This is a genomic window from Colwellia sp. 6M3 (assembly GCF_014077595.1).
Taxonomy (GTDB): domain Bacteria; phylum Pseudomonadota; class Gammaproteobacteria; order Enterobacterales; family Alteromonadaceae; genus Cognaticolwellia.
On sequence record NZ_JACGWF010000087.1, the window covers coordinates 1 to 16,990 of the forward strand.

Below are 16,990 nucleotides of genomic sequence, written 5' to 3' on the forward strand. Positions count from 1 at the left end.
TATTAATACAAATATCAGCGCCAGTTTACCTGTTGGGGCTAAGTCATAAAATAACTCTAATTACATAGTTTTATAGAGAACATTCAATTATTTTTTAGTGCTTTAATATTAATAAACTAAGCTTTAAAAATATTCACTATTATTTTAGATGACCTTAAATTTCTTGTGTCTACAGAAATTTAAGAACGAATTATTAGGAAGGTTTATATGCAAAAGTCATTAGTTGCAGTATTGGTAGCATTGTCATTAAACACTGGAGTAACCCTGGCACAAACTGTCGGCTCGAAAGGTGAAAGCGTAGCTCAAAAAGATGACACAACGGTTACCACCGCAGATATTGTTAATCGGCTTACTGGAAGTGGTTTAACTATTACCAACCCAACATTTTCGGGGGATAATGTACAGGTAGGGGTGTTTGATAACTTCGGTTTTTTGTTAGACCCAACTGGCGCTAATGATTTTTCTAGTGGTGTTATTATTAGTACAGGCTCTGTAGAGCCTGTTGTTGCAACCGGAGGTACTAATACATTAGATAACCAAACTACTAGTATTAGCGCAGTAAGTTCAACCGATGTTGACCTAAATGAAACAGGCTTTGACCATGCTAAACTAACGTTTACTGTCGTGCCTACGTTCGATACCTTGATACTAGACTTTGTTTTTGGGTCTGAAGAATATAACGAATATGTATACGCAGCTAATGACAGCCTTAAAATTATGGTTGATGGTGTTAATTGTGCTTTAACGCCGGATAATCAGGATTTTAGTATTAATGCTGTTAACAGGGCAACTGAATACCCTCCAGTTGGAGCACCCGGTGGGCCTTATGCTTCAAGTAACCCAGAATTGTATATAAATAATGACCCCGGGTTAGATTCAGGTGAAACCAGTACGGCAAATTTTGCTACTCAGATGGACGGTTTTACCAAAAGAGTGACATGTCGAGCAGCGGTAACACCTAATCAAGCTGTTAATGTAGCTGTAGGTGTAACGGATAAAGTTGATGAAACCTATGATTCTTGGGCTTTTTTTAGAGCAAAAAGCTTACGTGCAGAGCCTGGTGGTGACTTAGGTGATGCTCCCGACTCTTATCAAACGCTATTATCTTCATCTGGCCCAAGCCATACTATTGTTGAAGGTGTTCATATAGGAACACAGCCAAGTGGAGATATTGATGGTTTTGCTGATGGATTTGATGACAGTAATGGTTTGGCAAGAGACGACACTGATGATGGTATTGTAACTTTTCCTCAATTAGATGACACAGATACTTCCTATGCAATAACGGCGAATGTGACCTCCTTTAATGGTCAACCCGCTTACATAGGCGCTTGGATAGATTTTGATAGAAATGGCTCTTTTGAAGCGGACGAGTTTACTAACCAGATATCGGATGCGGGAAGTTTTGTTAATGAAGCGTCAGATGAAATTGCATCGGGTACTTATGAGGAAGATATTGTAATTACCTGGGGTGCAATTCCTGCAGGTACTATAATAGGTGATAGTTTTGCGCGAATTCGTATTTCTAATACGCCGTTAACTTCAGGAGATTTTGGCGGTAGCTTTAATTCTGGCGAAGTAGAAGATTATAGATTTGTTATTTCCGGTGCTGCTGATGTAACAGTGCCAGATGTCACCATAGATGATCCAACTTTTGTTTCTTTAGCAGATGACACCAGCTATGTAATATCAGGTACTTGTACCGTTGGTGATGGTGTAGTGACTGTTGTCGTAGACGATGCTGATGGTACTCCTTCAGGTATAACTAGCTCACCTATATGTAGCGCAGACGGTACATGGACAGCAACATTTGATGTTTCTGGTATTGATAATGGCATAGGACAAGTGATTATTAATGCCTCACAAACTGATAAAAATAGTAATCAAGGTAGTGCTACTCAAAAAGCAGCAGATAAAGATAGTACGTCAGCTATAACGCTAAATAGTTTGCCAAAGGTGACTTCACAGAATGAATTTGCCTATGCTGTTAATGGCAGTTGTTTAGATGCTAACTCACCAGTTACAGTTTCAATTGCTGGTTTAGCTTCACAATCAGCAGTATGTGCTGACAATACTTGGCAAGCAACGTTTGATGTAAGTTCTATAGCAGATGGGACAGGTGTGATTGTTGCGGATGCAAATGACTCTTCAGGTAGTGCCGTTCAACAAAATGCAGATAAAGACACTTCTGGTCCAGGATTAACATTAAGTGTTCCGCCAGCAGCTAATTCAACTAACCAGTCTAGTTACTCAGTTACCGGTATGTGTGAGAGTGCTGGTACGGACGTAACTGTTTATATACCTGGTGCATCGCCTGAGCGCCAAAGAGTAGCGTGTAATGCAGGAGTGTGGACTGCCACGACTAATGTAACTGCCATTTCAGCAGGAAATGATGTTATTGAAGTATTTGTAGATCAAGATGATTTAAGTGGTAACTCATCAGCTGTTGATGACACTGCAAATAAAGATATTGTAGCACCAAACGTTGTTATTGATGCGTTGGCCCCAGCTGCAATTTCCAATCAAAATAATTACCCAGTAACGGGCACATGTACAACTGGAGATGGTCTAGTCACCGTTGCAATTGCTGGAGCTACACCTGCGAGTCAAACAGTAAGCTGTTCTGGAACTGGTACGTGGAACGCAACATTTGATGTCAGTGCGATCGCTGATGGTACTGATGTTATTTCCGCAGATGCAAGCCAAACTGATACTGCGGGTAATACTGGTAATGCTACTCAGGTAAAAGCGAATAAAGATATCGTAGCACCCACAGTTGTCATTAATGCACTAAACGATGCCAACGCATCTAATTCAAGTGCATATCCAATAACGGGCAGTTGTTCTATTGGTGATGGTAATGTAACGGTGTTTGTTGCTGGTGCAACACCAGCCGATCAGTCTGTAACTTGTACTGCAGCTGGTACCTGGACGGCAACTTTCGATGTCAGTGCCATTGCTGATGGCAACAATGCCATTATTGCTGATGCAATGCAAACAGATGCCTCGGGTAACAGTGGCAGTGCGACACAAGTAACAGCGGATAAAGATGTAGTTGCACCCAATGTAGTGATTAACGCTTTAAATGATGCAAATGCAACCAATTCATCGGCATATGGTGTAACCGGAACTTGTACGATAAATGATGGTGATGTGACTGTTTCGATTGTTGGCGCAACACCGAGTTCTCAAGCGGTAACTTGTACTGCAGCTGGTACATGGACGGCGACTTTTAATGTAAGCTCCATTGCAGATGGCGACAATGTTGTTGTTGCAAATGCAATGCAAACTGACAATTCTGGTAATACCGATAGCGCTACACAATTAACCGCTGATAAAGACACATCTGTACCTGTAGTTACGGTTGACCCCTTAGTTGAAGTAAATGCAGCTAATGTTGCTACTTACCCTGTAAGCGGAACCTGTAGTATTGGCGATGGTAATGTTGCTGTAATGTTGCCTGGTGCGAGTCCAGCTAGTCAGAGTGTTGTCTGTAATCCTGATGGTACTTGGACGGCGACTTTCGATGTAAGTGCCATTGCCGATGGTGCAGATAGCATTGTAGTTAACGCCAGCCAAACAGATGGTTCAGGAAACACAACTAGTACAGCAAACCAAACAAGTGATAAAGACAGCACTCTTCCTGTTATTGCTATCAACACTTTAGTAGATGGTAATATTGTTAACAGAACGAGTTATCCTGTAAACGGAACATGTACTATAGGTGACGGTAATGTGACGGTGAATATTGTTGGTGCTACCCCTAGTACCCAATCGGTAGCCTGTAATCCAGATGGAACTTGGAGTTCAACGTTTGATGTTAGTGCTATAGCAGATGGCGCAGACGTAATTGTTGCTGATGCTAGTCAAACGGATTCATTTGGTAATGTCGGTAATGCAGTGCAAGAATCTGCTAACAAAGATGAAGACCAGCCTATTGTTTCTATTTTAAATGCTCCTGTGACCATCAATAATAATGATTTTTTTGTACTGACCTTTGAGTTTAGTGAAGATGTTTTAAACTTTGACTTAAGCGATATCATCTTTAATAACGCCACATTAGCCAACTTCACAGTAATAGATGGCAACACTTATACGGTTGAGGTTACACCTGATGGTGCTGGTAACGTTGATATAGGTTTGTTGTTAGCGGCGGCTCAAGATTCTACTGGAAATGATACTAACGCAACTGCTGTTGAAGTTATTTATGATCAAGACAATGATGGCATAAGTGATGAAGATGAAATTGCATTAGGGCTTGATCCTACCAGCAATGATAGTGATAAAGACGGCATTCCTGATGGCACAGAAGTCGGTGATGTTAATAACCCTAACGATAGCGATTCCGATGGGATGATTGATGCAATTGATCCTGATGACGATAACGATGGCATAGCGACAGTCAATGAAGACGCTAATCTAGATGCTGACAATAACCCTGCTACAGGTATTACTGATAGTGATGGTGACGGTATACCAGACTATTTAGATACTGATTCAGATGGCGATAATATTTCAGATGCTAATGAGTCAGTGGCTACTGGTATTGATAGCGACAATGACGGTATTGATGATGCTATTGATGTAGACGAAACAGGTGGCGTTGATGCTAATGGTGATGGTGTTGATGATAATGTTGCACCAGCGAATACCGATGGCGATTTAGCACCTGATTATATTGATGTCGATAGTGATGGCGATGGTATACCTGATTATTGGGAGTCAGGAGCTTTAAATGTCGATTCTGATATGGACGGTATTGATGATGCTTTTGACGTTGATATTACTGGCGGTTCAGATATAAATGGTGATGGTATAGATGACAATGCTACGCCTCCAAATAATGATGCTGACACTTCTCCCGACTTTCAGGATCTCGACAGTGATAATGACGGTATCTCAGATGCAATTGAGTCTGGGGCATTAGGTATTGACACTGATGGTGATGGTATTGATGACTATTTTGACGTTGACCAAACGGGCGGAGTAGATGCCAATGGTGATGGTATTGATGATGATGTTATGCCTATTGATACTGATAATGATGGCATTCCAGATTTTCAAGACCCTGATAGCGATAATGACGGTTTACCTGATGTGATTGAAACTGGAGCGACTGGCATTGATACCGATGGTGATGGTATTGATGATGCTTTTGATGTGAACCAAACAGGTGGTGTTGATCTTGATGGTGATGGAATGGATGATAACACCAGCCCATACGCACTAGACTCAGACGGTGATGGTATTGCAGATCATTTAGATAACGATAGTGATAATGATGGTTTAAATGATGGCGTTGAAGCAGGCCTAAGTGGCAATGACACTGACGGTGATGGCATTGATGACAGTATTGATGTAGATGAAACTGGCGGCACCGATACTAACTCTGATGGCATAGATGATGATTTTATTCCTGTAGATACTGATTCAGATGGTATACCTGATTACCTGGACCCAGATAGTGATAATGATGGTTTACCTGACACATTAGAAGGTAACAATGATACTGATATGGATGGTATTCCAGACTATCTTGACTCCGATAGCGATGGTGACGGTATTGATGACAGTGTTGAATCTGGCGCTACGGGTATGGACAGCGATAATGATGGTATAGATGACGCCTTTGATGTTGATGAAACCGGTGGTACTGATGCTAATAACGATGGTGTCGATGACAATATTGCTTTACCTGATAGTGATGAAGACGGCAGACCAGACTTCCAAGACAGTGATGTAGACACTGATGGAGATGGTATTCCTGATGTTGTAGAAGGTAATGGTGACATGGATGGTGATGGTATCCCTAACTATCTAGACCTAGATTCTGATGGTGATGGCATTAATGATGCTTCAGAAGGAGCGATTGACTCAGATAGTGATGGAATACCTGATTACTTAGATCTAGATTCTGATGGTGATGGTATCAGTGATACATTGGAAGGAAATAGCGATAATGATGGTGATGGAGTCCCTAATTATTTAGACCTTGATTCCGATGGTGATGGTATCAGTGATGCAGATGAAGGTAATGTTGACAGTGATGGCGATGGTATTCCTGATTATCTAGACCTAGATTCTGACGGCGACGGTATTAGTGATGCAGATGAAGGTAATGGTGATGCTGATGGCGATGGTATTCCTGATTATCTAGACCAAGACTCTGACGGTGACGGTATTAGTGATGCTGAAGAAGGTAATGGTGATTCTGATGGTGATGGTATTCCGGACTATTTAGACGGTGACTCTGATGGTGATGGCATCAACGATGCAGACGAGGGGAATGGTGATACTGATGGCGATGGTATTCCTGACTATTTAGACGGTGACTCTGATGGTGATGGTATTAGTGATGCTGATGAAGGCGTTGGTGATAGTGATGGAGATGGTACACCTGATTACTTGGACAGCAGTCTAGATGAAGATGGTGATGGCATTCCAGATATTGTTGAAGGAACGGGTGATGATGATATGGATGGTATCCCTAATTATCTAGATACCGATTCAGATAACGATGGCATTGTTGATGGTTTTGAAGCGGGGAATAGCGGTCTTGATACTGATGGTGATGGTATTGATGATAGCTTTGATGTTGATCAAACGGGTGGCCAAGATGCAAACGGTGATGGTATTGATGACGATATAGTACCAACTGATACTGACAATGATGGTATTGCAGATTATATCGATTTAGATAGCGATAATGACGGTGTTCCAGATGTAGTCGAATCGCAATTAAACATAGTTGATACTGATGGCGATGGTATTGAGGACCAATATGATGTAGATGCTACTGGCGGTGTTGATACTGATGGCGATGGTATAGATGATGCGTTCGATGTAGATGCAACGGGTGGTTTTGATGCTGACGGTGATGGCATTGATGATGCAACGCTTATATTTACAGACACCGATGGTGACGGGTTAGCCGATTATTTAGACCAAGATAGTGATAATGATGGTATCAGCGACAGTGTCGAAAGTGATATTAGTGGACAGGATGTTGACATGGATGGAATTGATGATGCATTCGATATCGACTTTACTGGTGGTATGGATGCTAACAATGACGGTATAGATGATAGCGTTAACTTAACCGATACTGATGGTGACGGCATTATTGATATGCATGATCTAGACAGCGATAACGATGGCTTACTTGATACTCAAGAAGCCGGTGTTGTTGACGATAATGGTGATGGTTTTGCTGATGATACTAGTGTGTTGATCACAGATCCGATTGATACCGATGGCGATGGTATCTCTGATTATCGTGATTTAGATAGTGATAACGATGGCATCTTCGACATTGTGGGCACACCAGGAGCTGGTTTAGATATAAATAATGACGGCATGATTGACCCCACAGATGATATTGACGGTGATGGTATTTATGACAGTTACGACGCTAACCCTGGAGGGCGTGGTACCAGCCCAGGAATCGATCCTGATGGGGATGGTATACCATCGCATATTGATAAAGATGATGATAACGATGGTATATCTGATGTTGTAGAAGGTGTAGGCGATAGTGATGGAGATGGTATTCCAGACTATTTAGATGTTGATAGTGATAACGATGGCTTACCTGATTCATTTGAAACTAATAGGCCACTACCGACAGGAATGGATTCAGACGCTGATGGTATCGATGATGCATTTGATGTAGATGTAACAGGTGGTATAGATAGCGATGGTGATGGTATTGATGATGTTTTTACTATCATAGATACCGACAATGACGGTATTCCTGATTATCTGGATCTAGATTCTGATGGTGATGGTATCAACGATAGTCAAGAGCAGGTGCTTATTATACTAAGTGGAGTTGATAGTGATAACGACGGTATCGATGATGCTATAGATGTAGACTTTACCCTTGGAACAGATGCAAATGGTGATGGCATTGATGACAATTCACTTGATTTACTAGATATAGATGGAGATGGAGTGCCTAACTTTAGAGACATTGATAGTGATGGAGACGGAATAAACGATGCTACTGAAGGTAATGTAGACACTGATGGTGATGGAATCCCAGACTATAAAGATATTGATAGTGATGGTGATGGCGTATCTGACAGCCAAGAAAATGGAGACTTCAACAATGATGGTATCAATGACAGCCTGCAAGAACCTCGTCAAGTGGAGTCAACATTAAAAGGTGCGGGTAGTAGTGGGTTATTAATTTTAGGAGGATTGTTCTTAATGGTAGCACTGAGTAGGAAACGCCAATTTATGGCATTAGCTTTATTAGTATCGATAAGTGTATCTGGCCAAGCTAAAGAAAACTGTCAAGGCCTTGAAGATGAAAGCTGCTGGTATCTTTCTGGCGGGCTTGGGATGTCTTATCTTGACCCTAACGAAAACAATACTGGTTGGAAAACGTTTGATGACAAAGATACCGCCTTCAAACTTTATGGTGGCTATGCTTTTAATGAGCACTGGTTTGCTGAGCTAAGCTACACAGACTTAGGTGAAGCGCTATTAAGCAACCGTAACCCCAATCTTCAAGATACCTTAAAAGTAGATTATTCTGGAGTGGCTTTACAGGCAGGTTATTGGCTAAAACCGGTTGAAGCACAATGGAACGCTTTTATCAGAGCTGGTATTTCGAAGATAGACTCTAGCAGTAATCTTGAGCAATACCACGAGCAACTTAATAGTACCCAATTTGTCATTGGTGCAGGTATTCAATGGCGCTTTAGTGATAACTGGATGACAAGGTTAGAAGTCGACAGTTATGATAAAGACGCGTTTTTCTTGGGGTTAAGTATTAGCCGATTTTTCGGTGACAGTAACGCCAGAAAATCGACAGCTATGACTAAGCCAACTCCTCGGCCTGAGGTGATATCTGAACCCATTCCTGTGGTTGCTCCAGTAAGGAACCAAGATGTAGATGCTGATGGTGTACTGAATAAATTAGATAAATGTCCAGACACATCAAAAGGACTGGTCGTGAATGAACAAGGTTGCCCAGTCGCACAAAAAGTGATTATTCAGTTTGATAATAATTCAACGGTTATTGGAGATAAATTTAAACTACAAATTGATGATATAGCAGCTCAATTACGCCTTTATAAAGAAGTTAATATTACATTAGAAGGGCATACTGACTGGCGCGGAAAGCAGACATTAAATCAGCCTCTGTCTGAGTCAAGAGCACGCGTCGTTGCTGAAGCTTTAATGCAGGCCACTAATTTACCTGAATCTGCTTTCACAATAATGGGTCATGGAGAACTTAAACCCATTGATAGCAATAAAACAGAAATTGGTCGATATAATAATCGCAGAGTTGAAGTGCTTATTAAAGGCCATTAAAAGTGGGTAGGTAAGTTACTTCTACACGTTAATATATTTGTAATACTAATGTAAAAGCAGGTATATATAAATATAGAAAGATTAAAAGGAATGCTAACGCATTCCTTTTTTTAATGTGCTAAAAACGCATTAAATTGAAGAATTCCAAACAAGTGCTTTGAAGTGTTTACGACACAGTGATTCGTATCGCTCATTGCCTCCAACTTCAATTTGTTCTCCACCTTTAACTGCTTGGCCATTCTCATCACAGCGCATAACAAAATTGGCTTTTTTTCCACAATGACAAATAGTTTTTAATTCGACTAATTTATCAGCCCAAGCTAATAGCGCAGCACTACCATTAAAGGTTTCACCAAGAAAATCTGTTCGTATGCCATAAGCCAATACAGGAACTTTTAATTCATCAACAATATCGGTTAGCTCTTTAACCTGTAGTTTTGTTAAAAACTGAGCTTCGTCTATTAATATACAGGCAATTTTACGTTCACTAATTTGCTGTTTTACTTGGTTAAATATGTCGGTTTTGTCATCAAAAAGCAGGGCGTCAGCTTGAATACCTAATCTTGATGAAACTTTGCCTTTGGCAAATCTATCGTCTATTTGTGCAGTAAACAATAAAGTGTTTAAGCCGCGTTCTTGATAATTATAAGACGACTGTAATAGATGGGTCGATTTACCGGCATTCATGGTTGAATAATAAAAGTATAATTGCGCCATTGATCAATAATGTCCTAATTATGGTTGTTTGCTTAATTACTGTATTTACTTAAAATATAGTATTAATAACTTGTTGGATTAGCGACTTTATCACTCGCACCCAATGTATTAAGAAGGTTAGTCAATAAACTGCTGGCGCCAAAACGAAAGTTATCTTTAGTTGCCCAATCTTCACCTAAAATATTGCCTGCTAAATCAAGATAGATTGCTGCATCTTCAGCATTTTTAACTCCACCTGCGGGTTTGAATCCCACCTGAGGGTTTTTGTTTTTAATGACGTTTAGCATTAACTCAGCTGCTTTTGGTGTCGCATTAATTGCTACTTTTCCAGTCGATGTTTTAATAAAGTCAGCACCTGCTGCAATGCAAATTTCACTGGCTTTTATAATAAGCTTGTCTGTTTTAAGCTCACCCGTTTCAATTATTACTTTCAGTTTACTTTTTCCACAGGCTTTCTTACATGCTTTTACCAGATCATAACCTATGCTGTCATTTTGGTTTATTAATGCTCTATAAGGAAATACTACATCTACTTCATCTGCACCGTAGGCTACAGCTGCTTTTGTTTCGGCAACGGCTATTTCAATATCGTCGTTGCCGTGAGGAAAATTAGTAACTGTAGCTATTTTTATCTCAGGTGTACCTTGTGCGGCTAATGTTTTTTTAGCTAAAGGAACAAAACGGGGGAATATACAAATAGCGGCTGTGTTACCACAAGCAGACTTTGCTGCTTTACAAAGTTGAATTATATCAGCTGAGGTTTCTATATCCGTTAAGCTGGTTAAATCCATCATATGTAATGCACGTTGTGCGTAACTTTCTATAGTACTCATGGCATGTCTCTGTACTTTGAAGGGAATAAAAGCCTAGCTAAGAAAGCTAGGCTTTTAGGTTTTAATGTTAACTATGTTTGCTATAAACTAACGAATACACCCGCAATAGCTGCACTCATTAAGTTAGCCATAGTGGCAGCTAACATAGCTTTCATGCCTAAACGTGCAATGTCAGGTCGGCGATTTGGTGCCATTGACCCAATGCCACCCAGTAAAATAGCAATGGAAGATAGGTTAGCAAAACCACATAAAGCAAAGGTTACAATCGCTTGAGTTGTTGGCGAAAGTGTATCTTTAATCTCAACAAAATTTACATAAGCAAAGAACTCATTGACGACAACTTTTTGTCCGATAAAGCTGCCTGCTTGCAACATTTCTTCAAAAGGTACACCAATTAAGAAAGCAAATGGTGCAAATATATAGCCAAGCAACCACTCAATAGTAATCCCTTCAAAACCTAATAGACTACCAAAGCCAGAAACCATAGAGTTAAGTAAAGCAATAATAGCTATAAATGCCAGTAACATAGCGCCAACGTTAACAGCAAGCTTAAGGCCTGATGCTGCACCCGTTGCCGCTGCATCTATAACATTGGCAGGTTTGTCACCCGCTTCAGCTAATTCAACATCGCTATAATCGTTATTAATTTCTTCTGTTTCTGGCATAAGTAATTTCGCCATTAACAAGCCACCAGGTGCGGCCATAAATGAAGCGGCAATCAAATATTCAAGTTTAACGCCTAAGCCGGCATAACCAGCCAAAATAGAACCAGCAACAGAGGCTAAACCACCCACCATAATAGCAAAGAGTTCTGACTGACTCATTTTTGAAATGTAAGGGCGAATAACTAAAGGGGCTTCAGTTTGGCCAACAAAAATATTAGCCGTGGCAGAAAGTGATTCAGGTTTTGAAGTTTTTAACAGTTTTTGTAAACCGCCGCCAATAATTCTAACGACCCATTGCATTATATTAAGGTAGTAAAGCACAGCGATAAGCGATGAGAAAAATATAATGACTGGCAGCACACGAATTGCAAAGACGAATCCAACACCATTGTCAAACATAGCATCGGTACCTAAACCGCCGAATAAAAAGTTTATTCCTGCTTGAGCACTATTAATAACTTGCTGCACGCCATTAGTTATAGAGCCTAATACGTCTTTACCAAATGGCACGTAAAGTACAAAGGCACCAAGTATAATTTGTAAAGCAAAGGCAAAGCCTACTGTTCGCCAATTTATTGCACTGCGGTCTTTAGATAAAAAAAACGCTAATGCTAATAGTGCGAAAATGCCAAAGACTCCTCGAAGAGCACCTAATTCCATAATTACCTCATAAATTATTTTGTTATCGTTATTATATTTATTTAAGTTATATCTATGTTAATTCTGTTGTTTATGTCGTGTTATGTACGTCTATTCATTAGTTGACGAATTTTTGCTTTTAACATTTCAATTGCCATTCTATTTTTGCCACCACGTGTGACTACAATGTCGGCAAAAGGTTTGTTGGGTTCAATATGCTGGCGGTACATAGGGCGAACAGTAGTTAAATATTGTTCTGTTATAGACGCTATACTACGTGAACGTTCGATGGTATCGCGGTTGATTCTGCGCACAAGACAAATATCAAGAGGGGTATCAATATAAATTTTAATATCGAATTTATCTCTAAGTTCTTTATCTGAAAATAAAAGAATGCCTTCTATTAAAATTATAGGGGTTGGTTCTAAATGAACTGTTTCTGCTAGTCGGGTATGGGTTTTGTAACAATAAGTCGGTATATCAACACTTTCACCAGCACTTAATAAGGTTAAATGTTTCGATAGTAAACTATGTTCAAACGCATTAGGGTGGTCATAGTTTGTTTTTACACGTTCTTCCATCGAAAGGTGCGATTGACTATTGTAGTACGAATCTTCTTTGATAATAGCAATACCACTTGAGCCCAACTCAGGTAATAGTTCATCGTAAATAGTTTGCGCAAAAAGTGATTTGCCAGATGCCGAAGCACCGGTGACCGCAATAATTGTCGGTTTATTGGTTTGCAAAACAGAGAGCCTTAAAAATATGATTAACAAAAGTGTTAAGTAATTATCAATTGCGGTGATGCTGAATATAGTTCACCGCACTCATATTATGGACTAATTAATATGAATTTCATCAAAATTTAAGCAAAAGCAACATCTCTGCGTTAAATATTTACAAAATATCTGTTGTCTATAATTTATTGCTAGGTAAAGTATCACATGTTGACCAACTGGTCATGAAATTTATCGATATTTACAAGGATAAATTTTAAAATTTTGTTAAAATGCTTTGAACTACAGATAGGAAATAAAAATGGCAAGAGCAATAGTTTTAGTAATCGACAGTTTTGGTATCGGTCATGCACCAGATGCAGCAGACTTTGGCGATATCAGTGCCAATACTTTTGCTAACTTATCAAGACACTTCTATAAACATGAGAAGCGTAAAATTAATGTCCCTAATTTAGCTAAAATGGGTTTAGTTCAAGCCGCCTTTGAAGCGGGTAATAGCGAATTCCCCGTTGAAGAGCAAAAACCTGAACAAGGCGCGTATGGTTATGCTGCCGAGTTAAGTACCGGTAAAGATACTCCTAGCGGTCATTGGGAAATGATGTGTGTTCCTGTGCTTTTTGATTGGGACTACTTTCCTAAAGGTGAACATGCTTTTCCTGCTGATCTTATTGAGAAAATAAATCAAGCAACAGGTTATAACGGTATATTAGGTGACTGTCATGCATCAGGTACCGACATTATTAACGAGCTTGGACAAGAACATATTAAATCAGGTTTACCTATTTGTTATACTTCTGCAGATAGCGTCTTCCAAGTTGCAGCTCATGAAGAACATTTTGGTTTAGACAATTTATACAAATATTGTGAAACCGTAAGAGAACTGCTTGCTGATATGAATGTTGGTCGTGTTATCGCTCGTCCTTTTATTGGCACTAGTCCTGAAGACTTTACTCGTACAGGTAACAGACGCGACTATTCTATATTACCTCCTTCACCCACGGTACTTGACACATTCACCCAAGCGGGCGGCCATGTGATCAGTGTGGGTAAAATTGCAGATATATATGCACACCAAGGTATCAGTGAAAAAACTAAAGCAACAGGCATAGATGCGCTTGTTGATGCAACCATTTCACATATAAATACAGCAAAAGACAATAGTTTGATCTTTACTAATTTAGTCAACTTTGATCAAGACTATGGCCATCGTCGTGACCCCGTAGGTTACGCATTAGCATTAGAAAGTTTTGACATACGATTACCTGAAATAGTTTCAGCGATGAGCGAAGATGATGTACTGTTTTTAACGGCAGACCACGGTTGTGATCCTACATGGCCTGGAAATGACCATACTCGTGAATATGTCCCTGTTATTGCATTTCACAAAAAGGTACGATCTGTTAATATTGGGGAAAGAAGTACTTTTGCTGATATTGGTCAAACAATCGCAGACTTATTTTCATTAGATAAAATGCCTTACGGCACAAGTTTTTTATCTGATCTTGATTTATAGCAATTAAACTTAATGTCTTTGCCATTAATATATAGCAAAGACAGAAGTAATAAATTTTACACAAAACATAAACAGTTCTTGGGAGAGTACTAAATGAATGTTTTTAATAAAACGTCGCTCGCACTTTGCGTAAATGCGGCTATTTTGGCGTCTGCTGCAGGTATTTCAACTGCTGCATTAGCACAAGAAAATGCTAAAAACGCTGATGTTGTAGGCGTTGAAGTTATTGAAGTTACCGCTCGTAAACGTACAGAAAATATCAAAGAAGTTCCTATTTCTGTATCAGCACTTACCCCTAAAAAGCTTGAAGTACTAGGTTCATCTGGTATGGATGTTAGAGCACTTTCTGCGAAAGTACCGAGTTTGTTAATTGAATCATCTTTCGGTCGTACATTTCCCCGTTTTTATATTCGTGGTTTAGGTAACACAGATTTCGATCTACTAGCCTCGCAACCTGTTTCATTAATTTATGATGATGTAGTTTTAGAAAATGCTTTAACTAAAGGTATGCCAATGTTTGACATTGAGCGCGTAGAAGTTTTACGTGGTCCTCAAGGCACACTTTTTGGTCGTAATACACCAGCTGGTATTGTGAAAGTACAATCGAAAAAACCAACACAAGATTTCGATGCTAACATTTCTGCTTCATACGGTAGTTTTGGTAGCACTGATTTACGTTTAGCGGTTGGTGGTGGTTTGACTGATACATTATCAGCCCGTGTTGCCTTATTACAACAAGATCGTGATGACTGGATAGACAATAAAGCGCCTGGTTTTGAAGCAGAAGACCAATTGGGTGGCTACAGCGAAAGTGCTGGTCGCCTACAATTGTTATGGGAACCAAGTGATGATTTTTCTGCACTATTTAACTATCACTTTCGTGATGCAGAAGCTGACTCTCGTGTTTTTAGAGCCAATATTATTAAACCAGGCACTAACGAATTAGTTGACGATTTTGATCGTGAAACTGTATTTCAAGATGCTGCAGTTCGTAACGACCAAACGGTTGAAATGAAAGGCGCAAGTTTAAAGCTTGAATATAACATGGGCGATCACACGTTAACCTCTGTTACGGGTTATGAGTCTGCTGAAATGTTTTCAGTGGGCGATATAGATGGTGGTTACGGTGCTTCATTCTTACCAGATTATATGGGACCTGGTTTTATACCTTTTCCGTCTGAAACTGGTGCAAGAATGCCTGATCATAAGCAAATTACGCAAGAAATTCGTATTGCTAGTAATGACCTAGGTAAGTTTGATTATCAATTTGGTTACTTCTTATTCGACGAAGACCTAACGATTAATAACTTAAGTTTTAATACTTTGGCTGGCGGCGTCCAAGACGGTATTGCTATTCAACAAATGGAAACTTCAGCTTGGGCAGTTTTTGCTTCACTTGATTACGAAGTTTCAGATAAATTAACAGTTAACGGTGGTTTACGTTATTCAGATGATAAGCGTGATTGGGATGGCGAATTAGTTCAATCACCATTTGGCGCACCAAGTTTTTCTGAAAGTAACAATGTTCAAGACTCACAAGTAAGTGGTGATTTAAGTGCAAGTTACAAATTAAATGACGAGACCAACGTATATGCACGTTTAGCCCGTGGTTACCGTGCTCCAAGTATTCAAGGTCGTAGTTTACTATTCTCAGCAAACTCAACAACGGCTGATTCTGAAACGGTTGATTCAGTAGAAACAGGTTTTAAATCAGTATTTGCAGAAAATACAGCCCGTGTTGATGGCTCTGTTTACTACTATGTTGTTAATGACCAGCAGTTAACCGCTGTAGGTGGTTCTGGTAACGTTGCAAGTCTACTTAATGCTGATAAGTCGGTTGGTTATGGTTTTGAGCTTGACTCAGAATACTTTGTTACTGACGATTTAGTATTAACGGCTAGCGTAAGCTACAACCATACAGAATTACAAGATGATACCGTTGCGGTGCCTGGTTGTGGCGGCGGTTGTACGGTAACTTCACCATTAAATGGTGACGGTTTAGCGATGATCGATGGTAATTCATTACCACAATCTCCAGAGTGGATTTCAAACTTTGCAGCTCGTTGGACAAAAGAAATTGGTGATGGTGAGGTTTATTTTTACACTGATTGGTCTTACCGTAGTGAAGTTAACTTCTTCTTATATGAGTCAACTGAGTTTACGGGTGATGCATTATTAGAAGGTGGCGTTCGTGTTGGTTATGAATGGTACACAGATGGCGCTGAATATGAAGTCGCTGTTTTTGGCCGTAATATTACTGATGAAGAGCAACTTACTGGTGCTATCGATTTCAATAATTTAACCGGTTATGTTAACGAACCTCGCTTCTGGGGTGTTGAATTTAAAGCTAACTTCTTCTAACAAGAAGTACTTTTTCAAACACACGTTAACAAGTTAAACAAAAACCGGATATCAATTTGATATCCGGTTTTTTTATGTACAGGATGTACGGTATTCGCGGTTGCATGGATGCAAAAGAGCGTGCATGTACAGGATGTACGGTATTCGCGGTTGCATGGATGCAAAAGAGCGTGCATGTACAGGATGTACGGTATTCGCGGT

The 16,990-nt window shown here is 39.8% G+C and carries 7 protein-coding genes; 3 read left to right on the plus strand and 4 right to left on the minus strand.

Annotated features, from left to right (window positions below; genetic code table 11):
- Positions 1 to 207: 207 nt before the first annotated feature.
- Positions 208 to 9,324, plus strand: a complete 9,117-nt coding sequence (locus H4J50_RS15460) for a choice-of-anchor L domain-containing protein (protein ID WP_182257280.1) — start codon at positions 208 to 210, stop codon at positions 9,322 to 9,324.
- A gap of 129 nt (positions 9,325 to 9,453) precedes the next feature.
- Here the strand turns inward: H4J50_RS15460 and H4J50_RS15465 are convergent, their stop codons facing one another.
- The 4 genes from H4J50_RS15465 to udk all read right to left on the minus strand — a co-directional run bounded on the left by H4J50_RS15465 (position 9,454) and on the right by udk (position 12,924).
- A complete protein-coding gene (locus H4J50_RS15465; protein ID WP_108455998.1) occupies positions 9,454 to 10,041 on the minus strand; it encodes a thymidine kinase in 588 nt (195 codons plus the stop codon).
- A 62-nt stretch (positions 10,042 to 10,103) separates the two neighbouring features.
- Positions 10,104 to 10,874 (minus strand): deoxyribose-phosphate aldolase, encoded by a 771-nt coding sequence (gene deoC, locus H4J50_RS15470; protein ID WP_182257281.1) that lies wholly within the window; start codon positions 10,872 to 10,874, stop codon positions 10,104 to 10,106.
- A gap of 80 nt (positions 10,875 to 10,954) precedes the next feature.
- Positions 10,955 to 12,199 (minus strand): NupC/NupG family nucleoside CNT transporter, encoded by a 1,245-nt coding sequence (locus tag H4J50_RS15475; protein WP_108456000.1) that lies wholly within the window; start codon positions 12,197 to 12,199, stop codon positions 10,955 to 10,957.
- A gap of 80 nt (positions 12,200 to 12,279) precedes the next feature.
- Positions 12,280 to 12,924, minus strand: coding sequence for a uridine kinase (udk, locus tag H4J50_RS15480; RefSeq protein ID WP_108456001.1), 645 nt, complete (start codon positions 12,922 to 12,924; stop codon positions 12,280 to 12,282).
- Positions 12,925 to 13,216: 292 nt separating this feature from the next.
- On the opposite strand from udk, the gene H4J50_RS15485 reads away from it, so the two are divergent.
- Positions 13,217 to 14,428, plus strand: coding sequence for a phosphopentomutase (locus H4J50_RS15485; RefSeq protein ID WP_182257282.1), 1,212 nt, complete (start codon positions 13,217 to 13,219; stop codon positions 14,426 to 14,428).
- Between the two features lie 93 nt (positions 14,429 to 14,521).
- Positions 14,522 to 16,789 (plus strand): TonB-dependent receptor, encoded by a 2,268-nt coding sequence (locus H4J50_RS15490; RefSeq protein WP_182257283.1) that lies wholly within the window; start codon positions 14,522 to 14,524, stop codon positions 16,787 to 16,789.
- The last annotated feature ends 201 nt before the right edge of the window (positions 16,790 to 16,990 follow it).

Bases quoted from the DNA above. Each gene is read 5' to 3' on its own strand.
- H4J50_RS15460 (WP_182257280.1), top strand. From the start codon at position 208: ATGCAAAAGTCATTAGTTGCAGTATTGGTAGCATTGTCATTAAACACT.
- H4J50_RS15465 (WP_108455998.1), bottom strand. From the start codon at position 10,041: ATGGCGCAATTATACTTTTATTATTCAACCATGAATGCCGGTAAATCG.
- deoC (WP_182257281.1), bottom strand. From the start codon at position 10,874: ATGAGTACTATAGAAAGTTACGCACAACGTGCATTACATATGATGGAT.
- H4J50_RS15475 (WP_108456000.1), bottom strand. From the start codon at position 12,199: ATGGAATTAGGTGCTCTTCGAGGAGTCTTTGGCATTTTCGCACTATTA.
- H4J50_RS15485 (WP_182257282.1), top strand. From the start codon at position 13,217: ATGGCAAGAGCAATAGTTTTAGTAATCGACAGTTTTGGTATCGGTCAT.
- H4J50_RS15490 (WP_182257283.1), top strand. From the start codon at position 14,522: ATGAATGTTTTTAATAAAACGTCGCTCGCACTTTGCGTAAATGCGGCT.